Origin of the sequence: uncultured Odoribacter sp. (genome assembly GCF_937966165.1) — a bacterium.
GTDB lineage: Bacteria > Bacteroidota > Bacteroidia > Bacteroidales > Marinifilaceae > Culturomica.
In genome coordinates this window covers 17,227-34,731 of record NZ_CALCLB010000032.1, presented here as the reverse complement: position 1 = coordinate 34,731, position 17,505 = coordinate 17,227, and the positions used below count along the sequence as shown (strand labels likewise).

12 protein-coding genes and 1 tRNA gene are annotated in these 17,505 nt (G+C 41.4%); 7 read left to right on the top strand and 6 right to left on the bottom strand.

The annotated features are described in order from the left end of the window. Positions 1–188 precede the first annotated feature (188 nt). The gene (gene fbp, locus Q0465_RS11850) at positions 189–1,196 is read right to left on the bottom strand and encodes a class 1 fructose-bisphosphatase (protein ID WP_298616561.1); all 1,008 of its coding nucleotides are present in this window, start codon (positions 1,194–1,196) and stop codon (positions 189–191) included. A gap of 193 nt (positions 1,197–1,389) precedes the next feature. Next, positions 1,390–3,129, bottom strand: coding sequence for a thiamine pyrophosphate-dependent enzyme (locus Q0465_RS11845; RefSeq protein WP_298616559.1), 1,740 nt, complete (start codon positions 3,127–3,129; stop codon positions 1,390–1,392). A gap of 142 nt (positions 3,130–3,271) precedes the next feature. Between Q0465_RS11845 and Q0465_RS11840 the strand changes: the two genes are divergently transcribed. Next, positions 3,272–3,343, top strand: a tRNA-Glu gene (locus Q0465_RS11840). A gap of 234 nt (positions 3,344–3,577) precedes the next feature. On the opposite strand, the gene Q0465_RS11835 is transcribed toward Q0465_RS11840, so the two are convergent. From Q0465_RS11835 to Q0465_RS11820, 4 genes are all read right to left on the bottom strand, one after another. Next, positions 3,578–5,131 (bottom strand): lytic transglycosylase domain-containing protein, encoded by a 1,554-nt coding sequence (locus Q0465_RS11835; protein WP_298616557.1) that lies wholly within the window; start codon positions 5,129–5,131, stop codon positions 3,578–3,580. A gap of 11 nt (positions 5,132–5,142) precedes the next feature. Continuing rightward, the gene (locus Q0465_RS11830) at positions 5,143–5,808 is read right to left on the bottom strand and encodes a DUF5683 domain-containing protein (RefSeq protein ID WP_298616555.1); all 666 of its coding nucleotides are present in this window, start codon (positions 5,806–5,808) and stop codon (positions 5,143–5,145) included. A 9-nt stretch (positions 5,809–5,817) separates the two neighbouring features. Further along, complete coding sequence (locus Q0465_RS11825; RefSeq protein WP_298616553.1) at positions 5,818–6,708, bottom strand: ParB/RepB/Spo0J family partition protein; 891 nt, start codon at positions 6,706–6,708, stop codon at positions 5,818–5,820. Positions 6,709–6,797: 89 nt separating this feature from the next. Further along, positions 6,798–7,571, bottom strand: a complete 774-nt coding sequence (locus Q0465_RS11820) for a ParA family protein (protein ID WP_298616552.1) — start codon at positions 7,569–7,571, stop codon at positions 6,798–6,800. 271 nt (positions 7,572–7,842) lie between these two features. On the opposite strand from Q0465_RS11820, the gene Q0465_RS11815 reads away from it, so the two are divergent. The 6 genes from Q0465_RS11815 (at position 7,843) to meaB (ending at position 17,501) form a co-directional block, all read left to right on the top strand. Continuing rightward, positions 7,843–8,604, top strand: a complete 762-nt coding sequence (locus Q0465_RS11815; RefSeq protein ID WP_298616550.1) for a DNA alkylation repair protein — start codon at positions 7,843–7,845, stop codon at positions 8,602–8,604. 101 nt (positions 8,605–8,705) lie between these two features. Further along, the gene (locus Q0465_RS11810; RefSeq protein WP_298616548.1) at positions 8,706–10,583 is read left to right on the top strand and encodes an ABC-F family ATP-binding cassette domain-containing protein; all 1,878 of its coding nucleotides are present in this window, start codon (positions 8,706–8,708) and stop codon (positions 10,581–10,583) included. 46 nt (positions 10,584–10,629) lie between these two features. Continuing rightward, positions 10,630–11,955 carry a tRNA lysidine(34) synthetase TilS gene (gene tilS, locus Q0465_RS11805; RefSeq protein ID WP_298616546.1) on the top strand — a complete coding sequence of 442 codons (1,326 nt, stop codon included), beginning with the start codon at positions 10,630–10,632 and terminating at the stop codon, positions 11,953–11,955. Positions 11,956–12,356: 401 nt separating this feature from the next. Next, positions 12,357–14,393, top strand: coding sequence for a DUF4954 family protein (locus Q0465_RS11800; protein ID WP_298616544.1), 2,037 nt, complete (start codon positions 12,357–12,359; stop codon positions 14,391–14,393). Positions 14,394–14,718: 325 nt separating this feature from the next. After that, the gene (locus tag Q0465_RS11795; RefSeq protein WP_298616542.1) at positions 14,719–16,206 is read left to right on the top strand and encodes an IMP dehydrogenase; all 1,488 of its coding nucleotides are present in this window, start codon (positions 14,719–14,721) and stop codon (positions 16,204–16,206) included. A 197-nt stretch (positions 16,207–16,403) separates the two neighbouring features. Then, entirely contained in the window at positions 16,404–17,501 is a 1,098-nt protein-coding gene (meaB, locus tag Q0465_RS11790; protein ID WP_298616757.1) for a methylmalonyl Co-A mutase-associated GTPase MeaB, read from the top strand. Positions 17,502–17,505 lie beyond the last annotated feature (4 nt).

The following is a 17,505-nucleotide window of genomic DNA, read 5'->3' as shown; positions in this document are numbered from 1 at the left end:
AACGGAAATAGTCTTTGCCCGGATTCTTCTTCCGGGTTAACGGCATTCCCTACCGGATTAAAACCCTTATACTGTTTTATGAAGGAAAGAAACTTCATTTCTGAGCGGCCGAATTGGATCAGGAATTTTTATTTCTTTCCTCCATACTACACGAATCAATTTCCGACAGGCAAAAGTTGGGCGGTAACTCAGTTATTTTCCAGAAACCAACAGATCTTATCGATCATATTTTTAGAACCGGTATAAAAAGGAGTCCGCTGATGAATATTTTCCGGTTCAATATCCATTATCCGTGTTTTTCCGTCCGTAGCAATTCCTCCGGCTTGCTCTGCTATAAACGCCATCGGATTACATTCATACATCAGCCGTAATTTTCCGTTCGGATGAGAAGAAGTCTGAGGATAAATAAAAATACCCCCTTTCAAGAGGTTGCGGTGAACATCTGCCACCAAAGAACCGATATAACGAGAAGTAAAAGGCCGTTTTGTACCCTCATCTTTTTCCTGGCAATATTTGATAAATTTCTTTACCCCATTTGGAAAATTTACATAGTATCCTTCGTTTACGGAATATATTTTCCCCTGGGAAGGCGTAGAAATAAGCGGATGGGAAAGGCAAAATTCCCCAATCGAAGGATCGAGCGTAAAACCATTTACTCCATTTCCCGAAGTGTATACCAACATGGTAGATGAACCATAAATAACATATCCGGCCGCTACTTGTTCAGCTCCTTTCTGAAGAAAATCCTGTAATTTCACCTCTTCTCCGGGTGCAGATTTTCTCCGGTATACAGAAAAAATCGTACCAATAGACACATTTACATCGATATTGGAAGAACCGTCCAGCGGGTCCATACAAAATATGTATTTCGCATTCCGGCACATTCCTTCCTTAAATACGATGATATCCTGGTTTTCTTCGGACAATACGGCACAACATTCTCCACTTGCCCTTAACTCATTTATAAATGTCGTATCGGCATAAACATCTAGCTTCTGCTGATCCTCTCCCTGTACGTTTTCTGTTCCGGCCTGCCCTAAAATATCAACCAGACCGGCCTTATTCACTTCCCTGTTTACTTTTTTTGCAGCAATTCCGACATGATGTAACAAACGGGAAAAATCTCCGGTCGCATTGGGGAAAGCCGCTTGCTGCTCAATGATAAATTGATTAAGAGTGGTAACTTTCTGTATCATTTCAATTGGTTTTCATAAGTTTGCAACAAAATTATAATTAACAATCTGTAAATGCAAACGTTTGAGAAAGAAATCTCATCCTTAAAATAATACGCAACTTCAAATTCTCTGCCTATTTTTAACAATACCACCCCTTTCTTTACAGATTTCCCCCACCTAAACAATCCCAAAGGGCCGTCCCTCAGAGGGAATTTTAGAGGACTTCCCGGATATGTTTGAAATTGGAATGTATGGTATCTATAATTTCCTGACTTTTACCATTAATCAATAATTTATACATCGCCCGTACAAAACCGGTCATTTGAGCCCATTCCACTTTCGGGGGCATAGCCAAAGCGTCGGGATCGGTCATCATATCGACTAATACAGGACCTTCTCTTTTCAATGCCTCTTTTAAAACGGGCAAGACCTCCCCCGGCGTTTGTATGATATATCCCGGAATCCCCATAGCTTCTGCCACACGGCTATAATCCGGATTCAGCATATCGGTCTGCCAATCCGGCAGTCCGGCTACTTCCATTTCCAGCTTTACCATTCCCAACGCCCGGTTATTGAATACCAGGATTTTTATGGGAAGATGATATTGTACAATCGTACTTAAATCCCCCAGCAACATCGATAACCCCCCGTCTCCGCACAGGGCTACGACCTGCCGGCCCGGGTAAGCCAGTGCCGCCCCAATCGCCTGCGGCATCGCGTTGGCCATAGAACCGTGATTAAAAGATCCTAACATTTTCCGCTTTCCGGTAGCTTGCAGATACCGGGCGCCCCACACACAAGTCATGCCCGTATCCACTGTAAAAATAGCCTCTTCATCGGCTATTCCATTGATAACAGACATCACATATTCGGGATGGATACGTTCCTCACTTCCCCTTTCCTCCACATAAGTATTCAAGCGTTTCTTTACTTTTGCATAATTTTCCAGTTGACTTTTCAGGAATGAATCATCGGAATGAGGTTCTATCAAAGGAATAAGGGCCCGTAAAGTAGTCTTGATATCCCCGCAAAGCCCCATTTGTATTTTAGCTCTTCTCCCTAACCGCTCCGGCCGGACATCCACTTGCACAATGGTATTGTGTTCCGGCATAAAAGAAGCATACGGAAAATCTGTACCCAATAAAAGCAGGACTTCCGCTTTATGCATGCTTTCATAACCGGATGGCATTCCCAATAATCCGGTCATTCCGACCTCATAAGGATTGTCGTACTGGATTTCCATCTTACTTTTGAACGAGTAAGCTACAGGCGCATTTAAAAGTCCTGCTAATTCCAGTAATTCATCGTGGGCATCTTTCGCCCCTATCCCGCAAAACAAAGTTACTTTCACAGAATGATTCAAAAGAGAAGCTAATTGCTGTAATTCTGACGGAGAAGGGCAGATCTCGGCAGGAGCAGGAAAAACACAGGGAGAAGTCAGCCCTTTGTCAGCAACAGCCGATGCCAAATCGCCTGGAACCCCAAGCACGGCAACCCCTTTATGTGTCACAGCTTTTTGCATGGCAGCCTGTAACATCCGCGGAGCCTGCTCCGGAGTTACCGCCAACTCATTGTAAAAACTGCAGTCATTGAATAATTGAAGCGTATTGGTCTCCTGAAAATAACGGGTACCAAACTCCTCAGAAACAATTGTCGAAGCAATAGCTATCACCGAAGCACCTGAACGGTGTGCATCGTATAAACCATTGATCAGATGCACATGCCCCGGTCCGCTACTTCCGGCACAACAAGCCAATCCTCCGTGCAGCTGCGCTTCTGCCCCGGCCGCAAATGCCCCCGTCTCTTCATTCCGTACATGTATCCATTCAATTTTTCCGTTCCGTCTGACAGCATCGTTAATCTGGTTTAAACTGTCACCTGTTACCGCATATATCCGTTTTACGCCGGCTTCGGCTAACATTTCTACAATTTGTTCGGCTACTTTCTTCTCCATATTCATCGTTTTATTTCTCTTTAAAACGCAATAAACCGGAAAATGTTGGAGAAACAGAAATTTTCACATTTTCAACCTTTCATTTGGACAATTCAAAAAACAATCCTATTTTTGTCCCGCTTATTTAAAGCAGATTCTTAAAGGCGGTATCGTCTAGGGGTCAGGACGCAAGATTCTCATTCTTGAAACCCGGGTTCGATTCCCGGTACCGCTACTCCGCTCAGGTTCGTATATACGGACCTTTTCTATTTATACAGATAAAAACCATTTGAAAAGATCAGGCGCTTAAACGGAAGATTACCGGATCGACACTACCGTACAGCCGGAAAAAGTACACGGCCAGTTTAAAACCGACTGAAGATCTGCTTAATGATAAGTCCTCAGCCTTTCCGCTAGCTGGCATATTATCCCTGTAAATAACTTTCGTATTTGAACTTTCAGAAAAGACTTAAATCTTTATTTTTAATTTCTGACCGGGGCGGATATCTTTTACTTTACTTTCACTGATACCATTCCAGCGCATAATATCTTTATTGGAAACGCCCGGATATTTTTTAGCGATAGACCAGAGATTTTCTCCCCTTTTAACCGTATAATAGATAAATTCCCCCTCTATTGTTTCCACTTTCGGAGCATCTGTTTCATTTGTCACCTTACCGGCATAAGTAGCCTTATTTCTATACTGGCTGGCCTTCTTATCCGATACATAAATCACCAGTTTCTGTCCCACCCGTATCGTCATTTTCCGGTTCAGATTATTCCAATACTTCAAGTCGGCCAGCCGTACATTAAATTTTGCGGCAATTGCGCCCGGTACATCCCCGCTCCTCACCGTATAGACAAGACGGGCTTTGTCCCCTGAAATCCCGCTCACATGAGCATACCGCTTAAAACGTTCGTTGGGATTGGCTGTACGATCACTGTCGTCAAAGTATACCTTTCTCTTATAGGCAAAGATAGAATCCTGATTGTCGATAAATCCGGCCACATAATTATAAGGCATTTTCAGGACATAAGCTTTCCCGAAACCAGCCGGTATAATATCTTTAATATATTGGGGATTAATGTCCCTCAATTCCTCCACAGATACGTCCATATTCTTACATATCTGGTCAAAATGCAATGCTTTCTCAATAATAACGGTATCGCATAAACGGGGTAAAGCACTCTCTATCGGATAAATATTGTGTTCTTTATAGTAATTAAAAGAATACATAGCAGCAATAAAAGCCGGTACATATCCACGCGTTTCCCGGGGCAAATGGTAATAAATATCCCAGTAATTTTTTTTACCTCCCGAACGCCGGATGGCTTTATTCACGTTTCCGGGACCGCAATTATAGGCAGCAATCACTAATATCCAATCCCCGTATATATTATAGAGATCTTTCAGATAACAGATAGCCGCTTCCGTTGCCCTGACCGGATCATAGCGTTCGTCAATATAGGAATTGATTTCTAATTTATACATTTTCCCGGTGGGATACATAAATTGCCACAATCCGCAAGCCCTGGCCCTGGAACGGGCGACCGGGTTCAAAGCACTCTCAATAACGGGCAGATATTTCAATTCCAAAGGCATGGAATTCGCCGACAGCACTTCTTCAAACAAAGGAAAATAAAATTCACTCAGTCCCAACATCGTCGCTAGTTGCTGCCGTTTTTTCACCGTATAAAGTTCTATAAAATTCCGGACAATACCGTTATACGACAATGTAACAGCAGAATTCAGCGAATCCAAACGGTATAAATAAACAGAATCCGGAAAAAACGGAACCTGCCCGGCGTTCTCCAGCATAAAAGTCGAATCAACATACTCCATTTCCCGCTGGAATTCCAGAGACCATTGGGTATAGGATTCATCAATAGTACGGATAAACGATTCAGCAATACTATCCCGAAGAGGTTGTCCAATAATCAATGTATCGCCCGGTATATTTCCCTGAGCCTTTCCTACCAAGCTGATTCCTGCCAACACCCATACAACAAATAAACGCACCATTATCTTTCAGATTAAAAATTTAAAGTTAAAGTCAGACCGACCGAATTTCCGTTTGCAGGACTATAAAATGCATTGGGCTGAACATTAAAACTCAGATCTTCATTGATCTCAAAATCGTAAAAATGAGCAGACACGCAAGCTTCTATTACCTGTATTGCATATATACCCCCCATTACAATATATAACAAATCCCTGTTCCGTTTGAAACTGTCTTTTTTATTTTTTAGCTGGGTTTGAAAATTCAACTGTTGCTGAGGGGTAAAATTCTCTACCCCGCCTCCTACATATACTTTATCCCAGGAGGGATTTTCCGGATAAGGCAAATCCGGATCTTCAGCTTTTTTCTGAATATAGTGTGTATAATCAATATAAGCTGTTTTATATTTTTTGAACTGTTTGCTGTTCCAGCTCACCCCATACACAGTAGCTCCTATTCCACCGTATAAAATGGGTAATTTCCACCACCAGCCTTTTTTATTGTAAATCTGACCGGCTCCAGGCAATGCCAAAGCCAGAATAGTCGCTTTATGGGGAGAATGAGGTTTTTTCTCGATAACCTCCTGGATAGAAAGAGTATCCGCCACCACGAACAGCGTATCCGGTTCTACGGGAACATATTGGGCCCGCACCCCGATTCCGACTACACTTATGACTAATATCAACAATAACTTCTTCACGATCTCCTGTTATCCTCCGACTTTATCCAATAGGCTAATTATTTTTTCCAATTCGTCGTCTGATTTAAAGCTGATAACAATTTTTCCTTTTCCTGCCTCATTCCGCTTCAGCTCCACTTTTGTATCAAATCGCTGGGCCAGGTGTTTCTGTAAAGCAATATAATCTCCGATCTCATTTTTTTTGCGGGAAAGTGTTCCTTCTTCCTCTTCCGGTTTCGGATTTGACAATTCCCGGACAATTTCCTCCACTTTCCGGACAGAAAAATCATATTTCAGAATTTGCTCGAAAATCATAAACTGGGTATCCGGATCTTCAATGTTGATAATCGCCCTGGCATGTCCCATACTGATTTTTCTATCCCGGATAGCCAATTGTATTTGTGCCGGCAATTTCAACAGCCTCAGATAATTGGCAATAGTAGCCCTCTTTTTACCCACCCGTTCACTCAATCCATCCTGTGTCAATTTACATTCATCCAGTAAACGCTGGTAACTGATAGCTACTTCTATAGCATTCAGGTCTTCCCGCTGAATATTTTCAATCAGTGCCAGTTCCAACAAACTCTCATCTTCCGTTTTACGGATATAGGCAGGAATCGTTTCTGCTCCCGCAATTTTAGAAGCGCGGAAACGCCGTTCTCCGGCAATGATCTCATACTTACCCTCTTCCACAGCCCGGACCGTAATGGGTTGTACAATCCCGATCGACTTTATGGAAGCGGCCAATTCATTCAAAGCTTCTTCGTCAAACTCCGTTCTGGGTTGAAAAGGATTCGGACGGATATCTTCCAGTTTTAATTCCTGAATAGCCGCGACAGCTTCAGAACGCTGCTTGGAATCCTCAGCCGCATCTGTGATTAATGCTCCTAAACCTCTGCCCAATGCACTTCTTTTTACCATATTTCCCAAATTACAACTGCTTTACAGTATTTCCTATTTTTGAAATTCCTTTTCCGGCAAACGCCACTCCCGAGCCCCTCCTCCCCCGCTTATTCTTCACTGTTTTTCCGCAATAATTCCTTAGCCAGATTCAGATAATTTACCGTTCCCCTGCATTCCGCATCATACAGGATAACAGGTTGTCCGTAACTGGGAGCTTCCGCCAATTTCGTATTCCGCTGAATAATGGTTTCAAAAACCATATCTTCAAAATGCTTCTTTACTTCAGCAGCTACCTGATTCGACAACCTCAAACGGGCATCATACATTGTCAAAACAAATCCTTCGATTTCTAATTCCGTATTCAAGCGTTTTTGAATAATCTTAATCGTATTGAGCAATTTTCCCAATCCTTCCAAAGCCAGATATTCGCACTGAACCGGAATAATAACCGAATTAGCAGCAGTAAGAGAATTAACTGTAATCAATCCCAGAGAAGGCGAACAATCAATAATGATATAATCGTAATTATCCCGTATAGAATTCAATATGCTGGATAAAACTTTTTCCCGGTTTTCAAAATTAAGCATCTCCAATTCTGCACCGACCAGATCAATATTCGAAGGCAATAAAAATAACCCTTCAATCTCCGTATTTAAAATAGCCTTCTCCGGCTCCAATCCGTCGACAATACATTCATATATAGTCGCATTCTCCAGCTCCTTTAATTCATATCCCAAACCGGAAGTAGCATTTCCCTGAGGATCAGCATCTACCAATAAAACTTTCTTCTCCAGTACCGCCAAACTAGCAGCCAAATTAACTGAAGTTGTCGTTTTCCCCACACCACCCTTCTGATTGGCAACAGCAATAATTTTAGACATAAATACCCATTTTAATTATGTGGTAAAAATACATATAAAAAATAAACCTTCCCTTTTTTCAGGTCATTTTTTAATAACAATAAAATGTTTTTTACTAACAACCATTTAAAGGCCATATTTCCTTTCTGCTACACTTGAATTTTAACCCGAATGACCTGAATTGTCTGCAAATTTAAAATTGTTTATTATTTTTATTCTTTAAAAAAGAAATAAAGAAAAAGAAAAAAGCTTATTTTGGAAATTTATCTTACAAAACCAGTAGAAATTTTTTATGAACTCAACCGATATTATTCATGATTTAGAACTTGCAGGTAATCCGGAAAAAGCCCGTCACCTCTCCCGTTTTTTCAAAACCGGTAAAGGAGAATACGGAGAAGGGGATCTTTTTCTGGGTGTCACCGTACCGGAACAGAGAAATATTGCCCGGAAATATCAACAGGCCAGCCCTGAAATCCTGAAAGAGCTGATCACTTCGCCCTGGCACGAATGCCGTCTGACGGCCTTATTCATTCTGGTCTACCAATTTGAACACCGGAAAACAAAAGAAGAACAGAAAAGATGTATTGACTTTTATATTTCCCATACCGACTATATCAACAATTGGGATCTGGTGGATCTTTCCTGCTATAAAATTCTGGGGAAATGGCTGGCAGACAAAGACCGTTCTCTTTTATATGACTGGGCCCGTTGCGGGCATCTTTGGAAGCAGCGAATTGCCATGGTCAGCTGTATGTATTTTATCCGGCAGGGTGACTTCTGCGACGGACTGTCGATAGCAGACATCTTATTGCAACATCCCCACGATCTGATTCAAAAAGCAGTAGGCTGGCTGCTCCGGGAAATCGGGAAAAAAGATAAACAAACACTTACCGCTTTTTTGGCAAATCGGTATACTTCTATGCCCCGGACCACACTCCGTTATGCTATCGAACATTTTCCCGGAGAGGAAAGGAAAAATTACCTGAGCCGGACATCTGTAAAATCAAAGGAATCCTTACATAAAAAGTGTAAAAGAGGGAATAGCAAGGAATAGCCTTTTTTCTGATTACAAATGTCCCGCCCGTAAATTTCGGGGGAATTGGGAACAAACCTATAAATTTAATACCTTTGCCTTATATTTTGTAATTCAAATCTATGGTCAGTTATTTACAAGTAGAGAATCTCAGTAAACGTTTCGGCGAACAATTATTATTTGAAAACATCTCGTTTGGCATAGGTAAAAACCAAAAGGTAGCCTTGATTGCTAAAAACGGAATGGGTAAATCCACTCTTTTACAAATTATCGCCGGAAAAGACACTCCGGAATCGGGAAGCGTCATTTTCCGTAACGATATCACGATCGGCTATCTCGAACAGGACCCTGTCCTCAAAGACGAAAATACAGTATTTGAAGAAGTTTTCAGTTCAGATTCCCCCCTGTTATATCTGATCAAAGCTTATGAAAATGCCGTAAGCCGGAATGATATCCGCCAACTGGAAGAATTACTTCCTCAAATGGATACTCAAAATGCCTGGGATTACGATAATACAGTCAAGCAGATTCTGTCTGAACTCAAAATCGATACCTACGAAAAAAAGATTGCCCATTTGTCCGGGGGACAACGTAAGAGAATCGGCCTGGCAAAAGTTCTGATCAGTAACCCGGATTTTCTGATCCTGGACGAGCCGACGAATCATCTCGACATTGAAATGACAGAGTGGCTGGAAGAATATCTGGAAAAATCGAATACAACTTTACTAATGGTCACTCACGATCGTTATTTTCTGGACCGGGTGTGTTCCCATATTATCGAAATCGACGACTTCGGTCTGTTTACCTATGATGGAAATTATTCTTACTACCTGGAAAAACGGGCCCAGCGGATTGAGGCCCGCAATGCAAGTATAGATAAAGCCAAAAACCTGCTTCGGACAGAACAGGAATGGATGCGACGGATGCCGCAAGCCCGCAGTCATAAAGCCCGCTACCGTATCGATAATTTCTATAAGATCAAAGAAATTGCTTCACAAAAAAACGACGAAAAAAAATTAGAACTGGACATCAAAGGACAGCGCCTGGGAAATAAAATCCTGGAACTGGGACATATCAGTAAACGCTTTGATAATCATCTATTAATTCAGGATTTTTCCTACAAATTTGTGAAGGGGGAAAAAATCGGGATTGTTGGAAAAAACGGAGTTGGTAAATCGACCTTTCTCAATATTATCACCCGGAATTTAGAACCTGACAGCGGAACTATTGAGATCGGAGAAACCGTAGCATACGGTTACTATACACAATCCGGTATCCAATTCCGGGAAACAGACCGGGTAATCGATATTGTAAAAAATATAGCAGAACGCATTGATTTGGGAAACGGACGTATTCTTTCCGCCTCCCAATTCCTGGAATACTTTCTGTTTACCGATAAACAACAATATTCCCTGGTGGAAAAATTAAGCGGAGGAGAACGCAGACGGCTTTATCTCCTTACCGTCCTGATGCGTAATCCGAATTTTTTAATTCTGGATGAACCTACGAATGACCTGGATATTGTCACTTTAAACGTATTGGAAGAATACCTGAAAAGCTTTAAAGGTTGTCTGCTGATTGTCTCTCACGACCGTTTTTTTATGGATAAAGTTTCCGACCGGATCTTTGCTTTCGAAGGTAATGGCGTGATTAAAGACTTTCCCGGAAATTATACTCAATATAAAAATAAAAAGGAAGAGGAAGAAGAACAACGACAGAAAGAACAAAAAAAACAAATAGCCCCGCAAGTTACAGCACGTCCTCCGGCAAAATCAAACGAAACGCAAAAACGGAAACTCAGTTTTAAAGAAAAACAGGAAATGCTCCAACTGGAACAGGAAATGGAAGAGCTGAATACCGAAAAGACCCGTATTGAAGCAGCTCTCAGTTCCGGTACCCTATCCAATGAACAATTAGTACAACAATCCGAACGTATAGCAGTAATTATTCAATTATTGGATGAAAAAGAAATGCGATGGCTCGAATTAAGCGAGATTTGAATGATATATACCGTTTAATTTATACTTCTGAACTGATAAAAATAAGATGCAACAAATTATTCAAGATTTTTTTGAGACCTACCATATTCCGCAAAGTGCAGGATTCATAATTGCTGTCAGCGGTGGAGCAGATTCCATTACCCTCTTGCATCTGTTCAAATACCTCAATCTGAATATTATTGCCCTGCATTGTAATTTTGGCCTCAGGGGTAAAGAATCCAATATGGATGAGCAATTCGTAAAACGGTTTTGTGATCTCTACGGTATTCCCCTCAGCGTCAGGAAATTCCAAACGACACTTTATGCCGAAGAAAAAGGCATCAGTATCGAAATGGCCGCCCGGGAATTGCGTTATGAATGGTTTCGGGAAATGAAAAATAAAAAAAAGATGGATTATATCGTAACGGCTCACCATGCCGACGATCTGGCTGAAACGATTTTTATTAATCTCTGCCGGGGCACTGGCCTGAAAGGACTTACCGGCATCAAACCCGTCAACGGCGATCTTTTACGTCCTCTTTTAAGCTGTTCCCGTACTGAAATACTGACTTACATCGAACAACAACAGCTAGGATTCCGTACAGACTCTACCAACAGCTCCCTGAAATTTGTCCGGAATAAAATCAGACATAAAATTATTCCCGTATGTAAAGAAATTAACCCCGCTTTTCTGAACATTATCAGGGAGAATTGTGAAACCCTGAAGGAAACAGAAGAAATTTATACATACGGTATCGAAAAACTGAAAAAGGAAGTATGCGAATACAAAAACGGAGAAACATTGATCCATATTCAAAAAACGTTGGAAACTCCGGCCCCCTATACTTTGCTGTATGAAATCTTAAAACCGGCCGGATTCAACAAAACCCAGATCCGGGATATTCTGAACAGCAGTCGTTCAACCCCCGGGAAAAAATTTATGTCCGGAATGTTCACGCTTACGAAAGAAAGGAATTACTGGAGACTTTCCGACTCCGGCCCGGTCCCTTTTACTTCTTTTGAAATAGAACAGGAAGGAGACTATGAAATCAATGGAATTCTCTACCGCTTTGAGCTTATTTCATCTTCAGCCGGTTTTCAGATTCCTGCTGATCCTGCTATCGCTTGCCTGGATGCAGATAAAGCTCCTTTTCCCCTTCGTATACGCTCCTGGGAAAAAGGAGACCGTTTCTGTCCGCTGGGAATGAAAAAACTTCAAAAAAAATTGAGCGATTTCTTTACAGACTTAAAATTCAGTACCAAACAAAAAAAAGAATGCCTGCTTTTAACTTCCGCAAACCAAATTGCCTGGGTAATCGGTTACCGCATCGACGATCGCTTTAAAACGAATCCGTTTACACAACGCATTCTAAAAATTTATCCTCTACTTTGACGATAAACTATTTTTTATTTTACCGGGGTATTCCTGACATTTTACCTCTTTTATTCCAATTTCGGCCAAGGCCGTTTTGCTTCCTCTGCTCTTCTGTCCCGTATAGCTGTGAATGCTGGTCTATCAATGAATAGAATCTTCCCTGCAAAAATCAAACAGACAAGCTTCAGACGCTTCCTACAATTCTGCTACCATAAAATTATCCCGATCTTTTTCTCTTTAATTTTTATCCTTTATTTTATCCGGGATACTTTATTAAATAACATACGAAGTATTACTATATTCTTTAAAATAATATATAACAACTTCATTATCAAACGTTAGTATTTTAAAATTTCCAAAAATAGCAACAAAAAACGAACAAAATATTATCTTTGCTTTTCCTAACTAAACTTACGGCAATGAAAAAAACAAATCTGTACAGAAATCTGACAAAAGAAGAAATTCATAAATTACAGGACCGGCACTGCATTTCTGACGATTGGAACCGGATAAAAGTAGCGGAAGATTTTACACCCGAACACATTCACCACGTTCGTTTTTCCGGAGACATTTTCCTGGGAAAATTTCAGGAATCCTTTACTTTAGCAGGAGGCTTGGTAAAGCATTCCGGTCTTTTTCATGTAACTTTACACAATTGCCGTATCGGAAACGATGTATTGATTGAAAATATTCAAAACTACATAGCAAATTACGAAATCGGAGATAATAGTTTCATTCAGGATGTCAACTTAATCGTTACAGAAGGTAAGAGTTCATTCGGAAACGGGCTCCTTGTTTCTGTACTCAATGAAACGGGCGGACGGGAAGTCCCGATCTTCAATGATCTTTCTGCGCATTTAGCTTATATTATAGCTTTATACCGTCATTATACAGGGCTTACTGAAAAACTGATACAACTTATCGACCGCTATACGGAAGCCCATCGTTCGGAAATGGGAAGTATCGGAAGAAATGTAAGTATTGTAAGTACGGGAAGTATCCGGAACGTTATGATTGGGGATCATTCTGCCATTGACGGGGCATCCCGTTTAAAAAACGGAAGTATCAACAGTAATGTTTCAGCTCCGGTACGAATCGGACACAATGTAGTGGCTGAGGATTTCATTATTTCTTCCGGTTCCAGCGTTACCGACGGGGTAACCCTTATGCGTTGTTTTATCGGTCAGGCCTGTCATCTGAGTCATCTGTTCTCGGCTCACGATTCTTTATTTTTCAGTAATTGTCAGGGAGAAAACGGAGAAGCCTGCGCTGTATTTGCCGGTCCTTACACTGTAACCATGCACAAATCCAGTCTTCTGATTGCCGGAATGTTTTCATTCTTAAATGCCGGAAGCGGTTCAAACCAAAGTAACCATCTGTACAAATTAGGTCCTATCCACCAGGGAATTGTCGAGAGGGGTTCCAAGACAACCAGTGATTCCTATATTTTATGGCCCGCTAAAATCGGAGCATTTTCCTTGATTATGGGAAGGCATGTCAATCATCCGGACACTTCGGATCTTCCTTTTTCCTACCTGATTGAAAAAAACAACCAGACTTATCTGGTCCCGGGAGTCAATCTCAAAAGTGTAGGAACCATCCGGGATGCATTAAACTGGCCGAAACGGGATAAACGGACAGATCCCCATCAACTGGATTGCATCAACTTCAATTTACTTAGCCCCTACTCTATTCAGAAAATGTTGACAGGAGTAGAAGTTTTGAATTCTTTGCGGCAAGTCTCGGGTGAAACTTCCGAAGAATACGCTTATCAAAGTGCCCGTATAAAAAACAGTTCTCTGGAAAAAGGACTCATATTGTACACCAAAGCCATTCATAAATTTCTGGGAAACTCCCTGATCAAGCGCCTGGAAAACATCTCTTTTACGACGGATGAAGAAATTCGAACCCGCTTACACCCCACTAGTCAGAAAGGCTCGGGAGAATGGATAGATTTATCGGGTTTAATTGCTCCCCAAAAAGAAATTGAAGAATTGATCCATCAGATCGAAACAGGTACCATTACGTCAGTAGAACAGATTAATAAAACTTTTGAAACACTGCATCAGCAATATTACGAACTGGAATGGACCTGGGCCTGGGAAACCATCTGTAAATGGTACAAGGTATCTCTGGATACCATCACTTCCTCCGACATTATTCGTATTGTCAATACCTGGAAAGAAGCTGTAATATCTCTGGATGAAATGCTCTATGCCGATGCCCAGAAAGAATTTTCCTTAACTGCCCAGACCGGATTCGGAATAGACGGAAACATCCGGCAAAAACAAAAAGATTTTGAACAAGTCAGGGGAGGATTTGAAAGCAATCCTTTTGTAGAAACCTTACGCCTTCATATTTCCGATAAGCAGGCATTGGGAGAAGAACTCATTGCAAGAATGGAAAAAGTAAAAATGACCCTTTCCCCCGCCACTCCTCTTCCTCCCCCTTTCTAATACTTAAACAATTATATATTTGAACATTAAACTGTCATGTACTGAAAAACGTTACAGATTTTACTCATGAAAGCCTGAACAGGCTTTACGGAAAGCAGGAAACAAACTTTTATAATAAAGTCGTGAATAAATCGAGGCTTTTTCCTTTATTTGTTTAATTTTGCATAAATTTTTTTGAATCAGAAAAATGCGACGCAGGTTTACGGTCAACCCGGCAAAGTGTGGTCCTACGGATACCAATACTTGTTATGAGGGTCTTAGTTTACTGAGGCATTGGCACAACATAACCTGAGCATAGTGATACAACTTTTCACCCGAACATACTATGGCTATATTTACAGACGAAGTATCTAGAACATTTGGGGAATACCTCCTTATTCCCGGTTTAACGACAAAACAGTGTATTGCGGAGAATGTTTCCCTGAAAACACCGCTAGTAAAATTCGAAAAAGGACAAAAACCCTCCCTCGAATTAAACATACCTTTTGTATCGGCTATCATGCAGTCCGTATCCGACTCGGGCTTGGCAATTGAACTGGCCCGAAACGGGGGATTATCGTTTATTTTCGGTTCTCAGCCTATCGGTTCTCAGGCGGATATGGTCAGAAAAGTAAAAAATTTCAAGGCCGGTTTTGTGACCAGTGATTCCAATCTAACCCCGGAACATACACTTGGAAACGTCCTGGATCTCATCAAACTCACCGGACATTCAACAATCGGAGTTACGGAAGACGGTACTTCTAACGGCAAACTTTTAGGCATAGTAACCAGCAGAGATTACCGCATCAGTCACGACAGCAGAGATACAAAAATAAAGGATTTTATGACGCCCTTTTCCAAACTCACGGTGGGAAAAGTAGGAATGACTTTATCGGAAGCCAACCAATTGATTTGGGAACACAAACTAAATGCTTTGCCGATCATCGATCCGGATCAAAAATTAGCCTACTTTGTCTTCCGTAAAGATTACGACAGCCACAAAGAAAATCCTTATGAATTATCCGATGTGCATAAAAAACTCTTAGTGGGTGCTGGCATTAACACCCGCGACTACAAAGAACGGGTACCTGCTTTAGTAGAAGCCGGTGCGGACATCCTTTGTATTGATTCTTCCGATGGTTATTCTGAATGGCAGAAGGAAACCCTGACCTGGATCAAGCAGGAATATAACGGCAGGGTATTGGTCGGTGCCGGAAATGTTGTAGACAAAGAGGGATTCTATTATTTAGCCGAAGCCGGTGCAGATTTTATAAAAGTAGGTATTGGAGGAGGTTCTATATGTATTACCCGTGAGCAAAAAGGCATCGGCCGGGGACAGGCAACGGCTCTGATAGATGTTGCAGCTGCCCGCAACGAATACGCTCAAAAAACAAATACTTATATTCCCATATGCAGTGACGGCGGTTTGGTACAGGACTATCACATGGTATTGGCTTTAGCAATGGGTGCAGATTTTTTGATGATGGGACGTTATTTTGCCCGTTTTGACGAATCGCCCACCCGGAAACTGACAGTTGGAAACCGTTTTGTAAAAGAATACTGGGGAGAAGGATCAAACCGGGCAAAAAACTGGCAACGGTATGATATGGGAGGATCCGAATCTCTCAAATTTGAAGAGGGAGTTGACAGTTATGTTCCGTATGCAGGAAAGATGAAAGACAATCTCAATATTACACTTGGAAAAATAAAAGCTACCATGTGCAGTTGCGGGGCCATTTCCATTCCGGAATTACAAAACACGGCAAAAGTCACGCTTGTTTCTTCCACCTCCATTATAGAAGGCGGCCCTCACGATGTAATTCTGAAAGAATAGCATAAACAGGGAGAGGAAACAAAACATTCGGAACATTTAAACGACATTTTAAATTGGAGTAAAACATTTTTCCTATCTTTGCGGAAATTTCGCAGAGATAGGAAAAACTTTAGTATGCCCTCAAGTAAACCGGGGGGGGACGCCGGGTTTAAATCCCCTTTGCAAAAAATAAAAAAAGGTATATCATGGAGGAATGTATGGAACATCCGGAAAATTCACCGGAATACGAAGGATTAAAAGTAAATAAAGGGATAGAGCAACCAGATCCGATGAATCCGAACCTGGCAGCCCGTTTAAAAAATATACGTAAAAAAGACCTGAGTATAGACGATTATGTAGAAGGGATATTGAAAGGAAATATCAATATACTCAGTCAAGCCATTACTTTAGTGGAAAGTTCCAGAACAGAACACCAGACAATTGCCCAGGAAGTAATAAAACGCTGCCTTCCTTCTTCCGGGAGTTCGATTCGCATCGGTATTACAGGGGTACCCGGGGCAGGCAAAAGTACGTTTATCGAAAGCTTCGGTAAATTCCTTACCGGTCAGGGGCATAAAATAGCCGTATTGGCAATTGATCCCAGTAGTGAACGTTCAAAAGGAAGTATTTTGGGGGACAAAACCCGTATGGAAGAATTGTCCTGCGATCCGCATGCTTATATCCGTCCTTCCCCTTCAGCCGGTTCCTTGGGAGGAGTAGCCCGGAAAACACGGGAAGCTATGATTTTATGTGAAGTAGCAGGATTTGATATTATTCTAATTGAAACAGTGGGCGTAGGGCAAAGTGAAACAGCTGTTCATTCCATGGTGGATTTTTTCCTGTTAATTCAGATTGCAGGTGCAGGAGATGAACTACAGGGAATAAAGAGAGGTATCATGGAAATGGCAGACGGCATCATCATCAACAAAGCAGACGGAAATAACATCAATAAAGCTCAGCTTGCCAAAGCCCAGTTACAATCAGCCCTTCACCTGTTTCCCCCCCACGAATCCGGAATTGAACCTCAGGTTTTGACTTGTTCTGCCTACGAAAAAACAGGAATCAAAGAAATCTGGGATAACATTCTGAATTATTGCAGCACTACCCAACAAAACCGGTATTTCGACAGAAGGCGGCGGGAACAATCCAAATACTGGATGTATGAAACCATTAACGAACAATTAAAAAATCGTTTTTATAACAGTCAAAAAGAAAACCTCAAAATAGCAGAAGAAAAAGTCCTGAAAAACGAAATGAGCTCGTTCACAGCTGCCTTTGAACTGCTGAAAAAATATTTTTCCAGTTGTCAAAGATAAACCA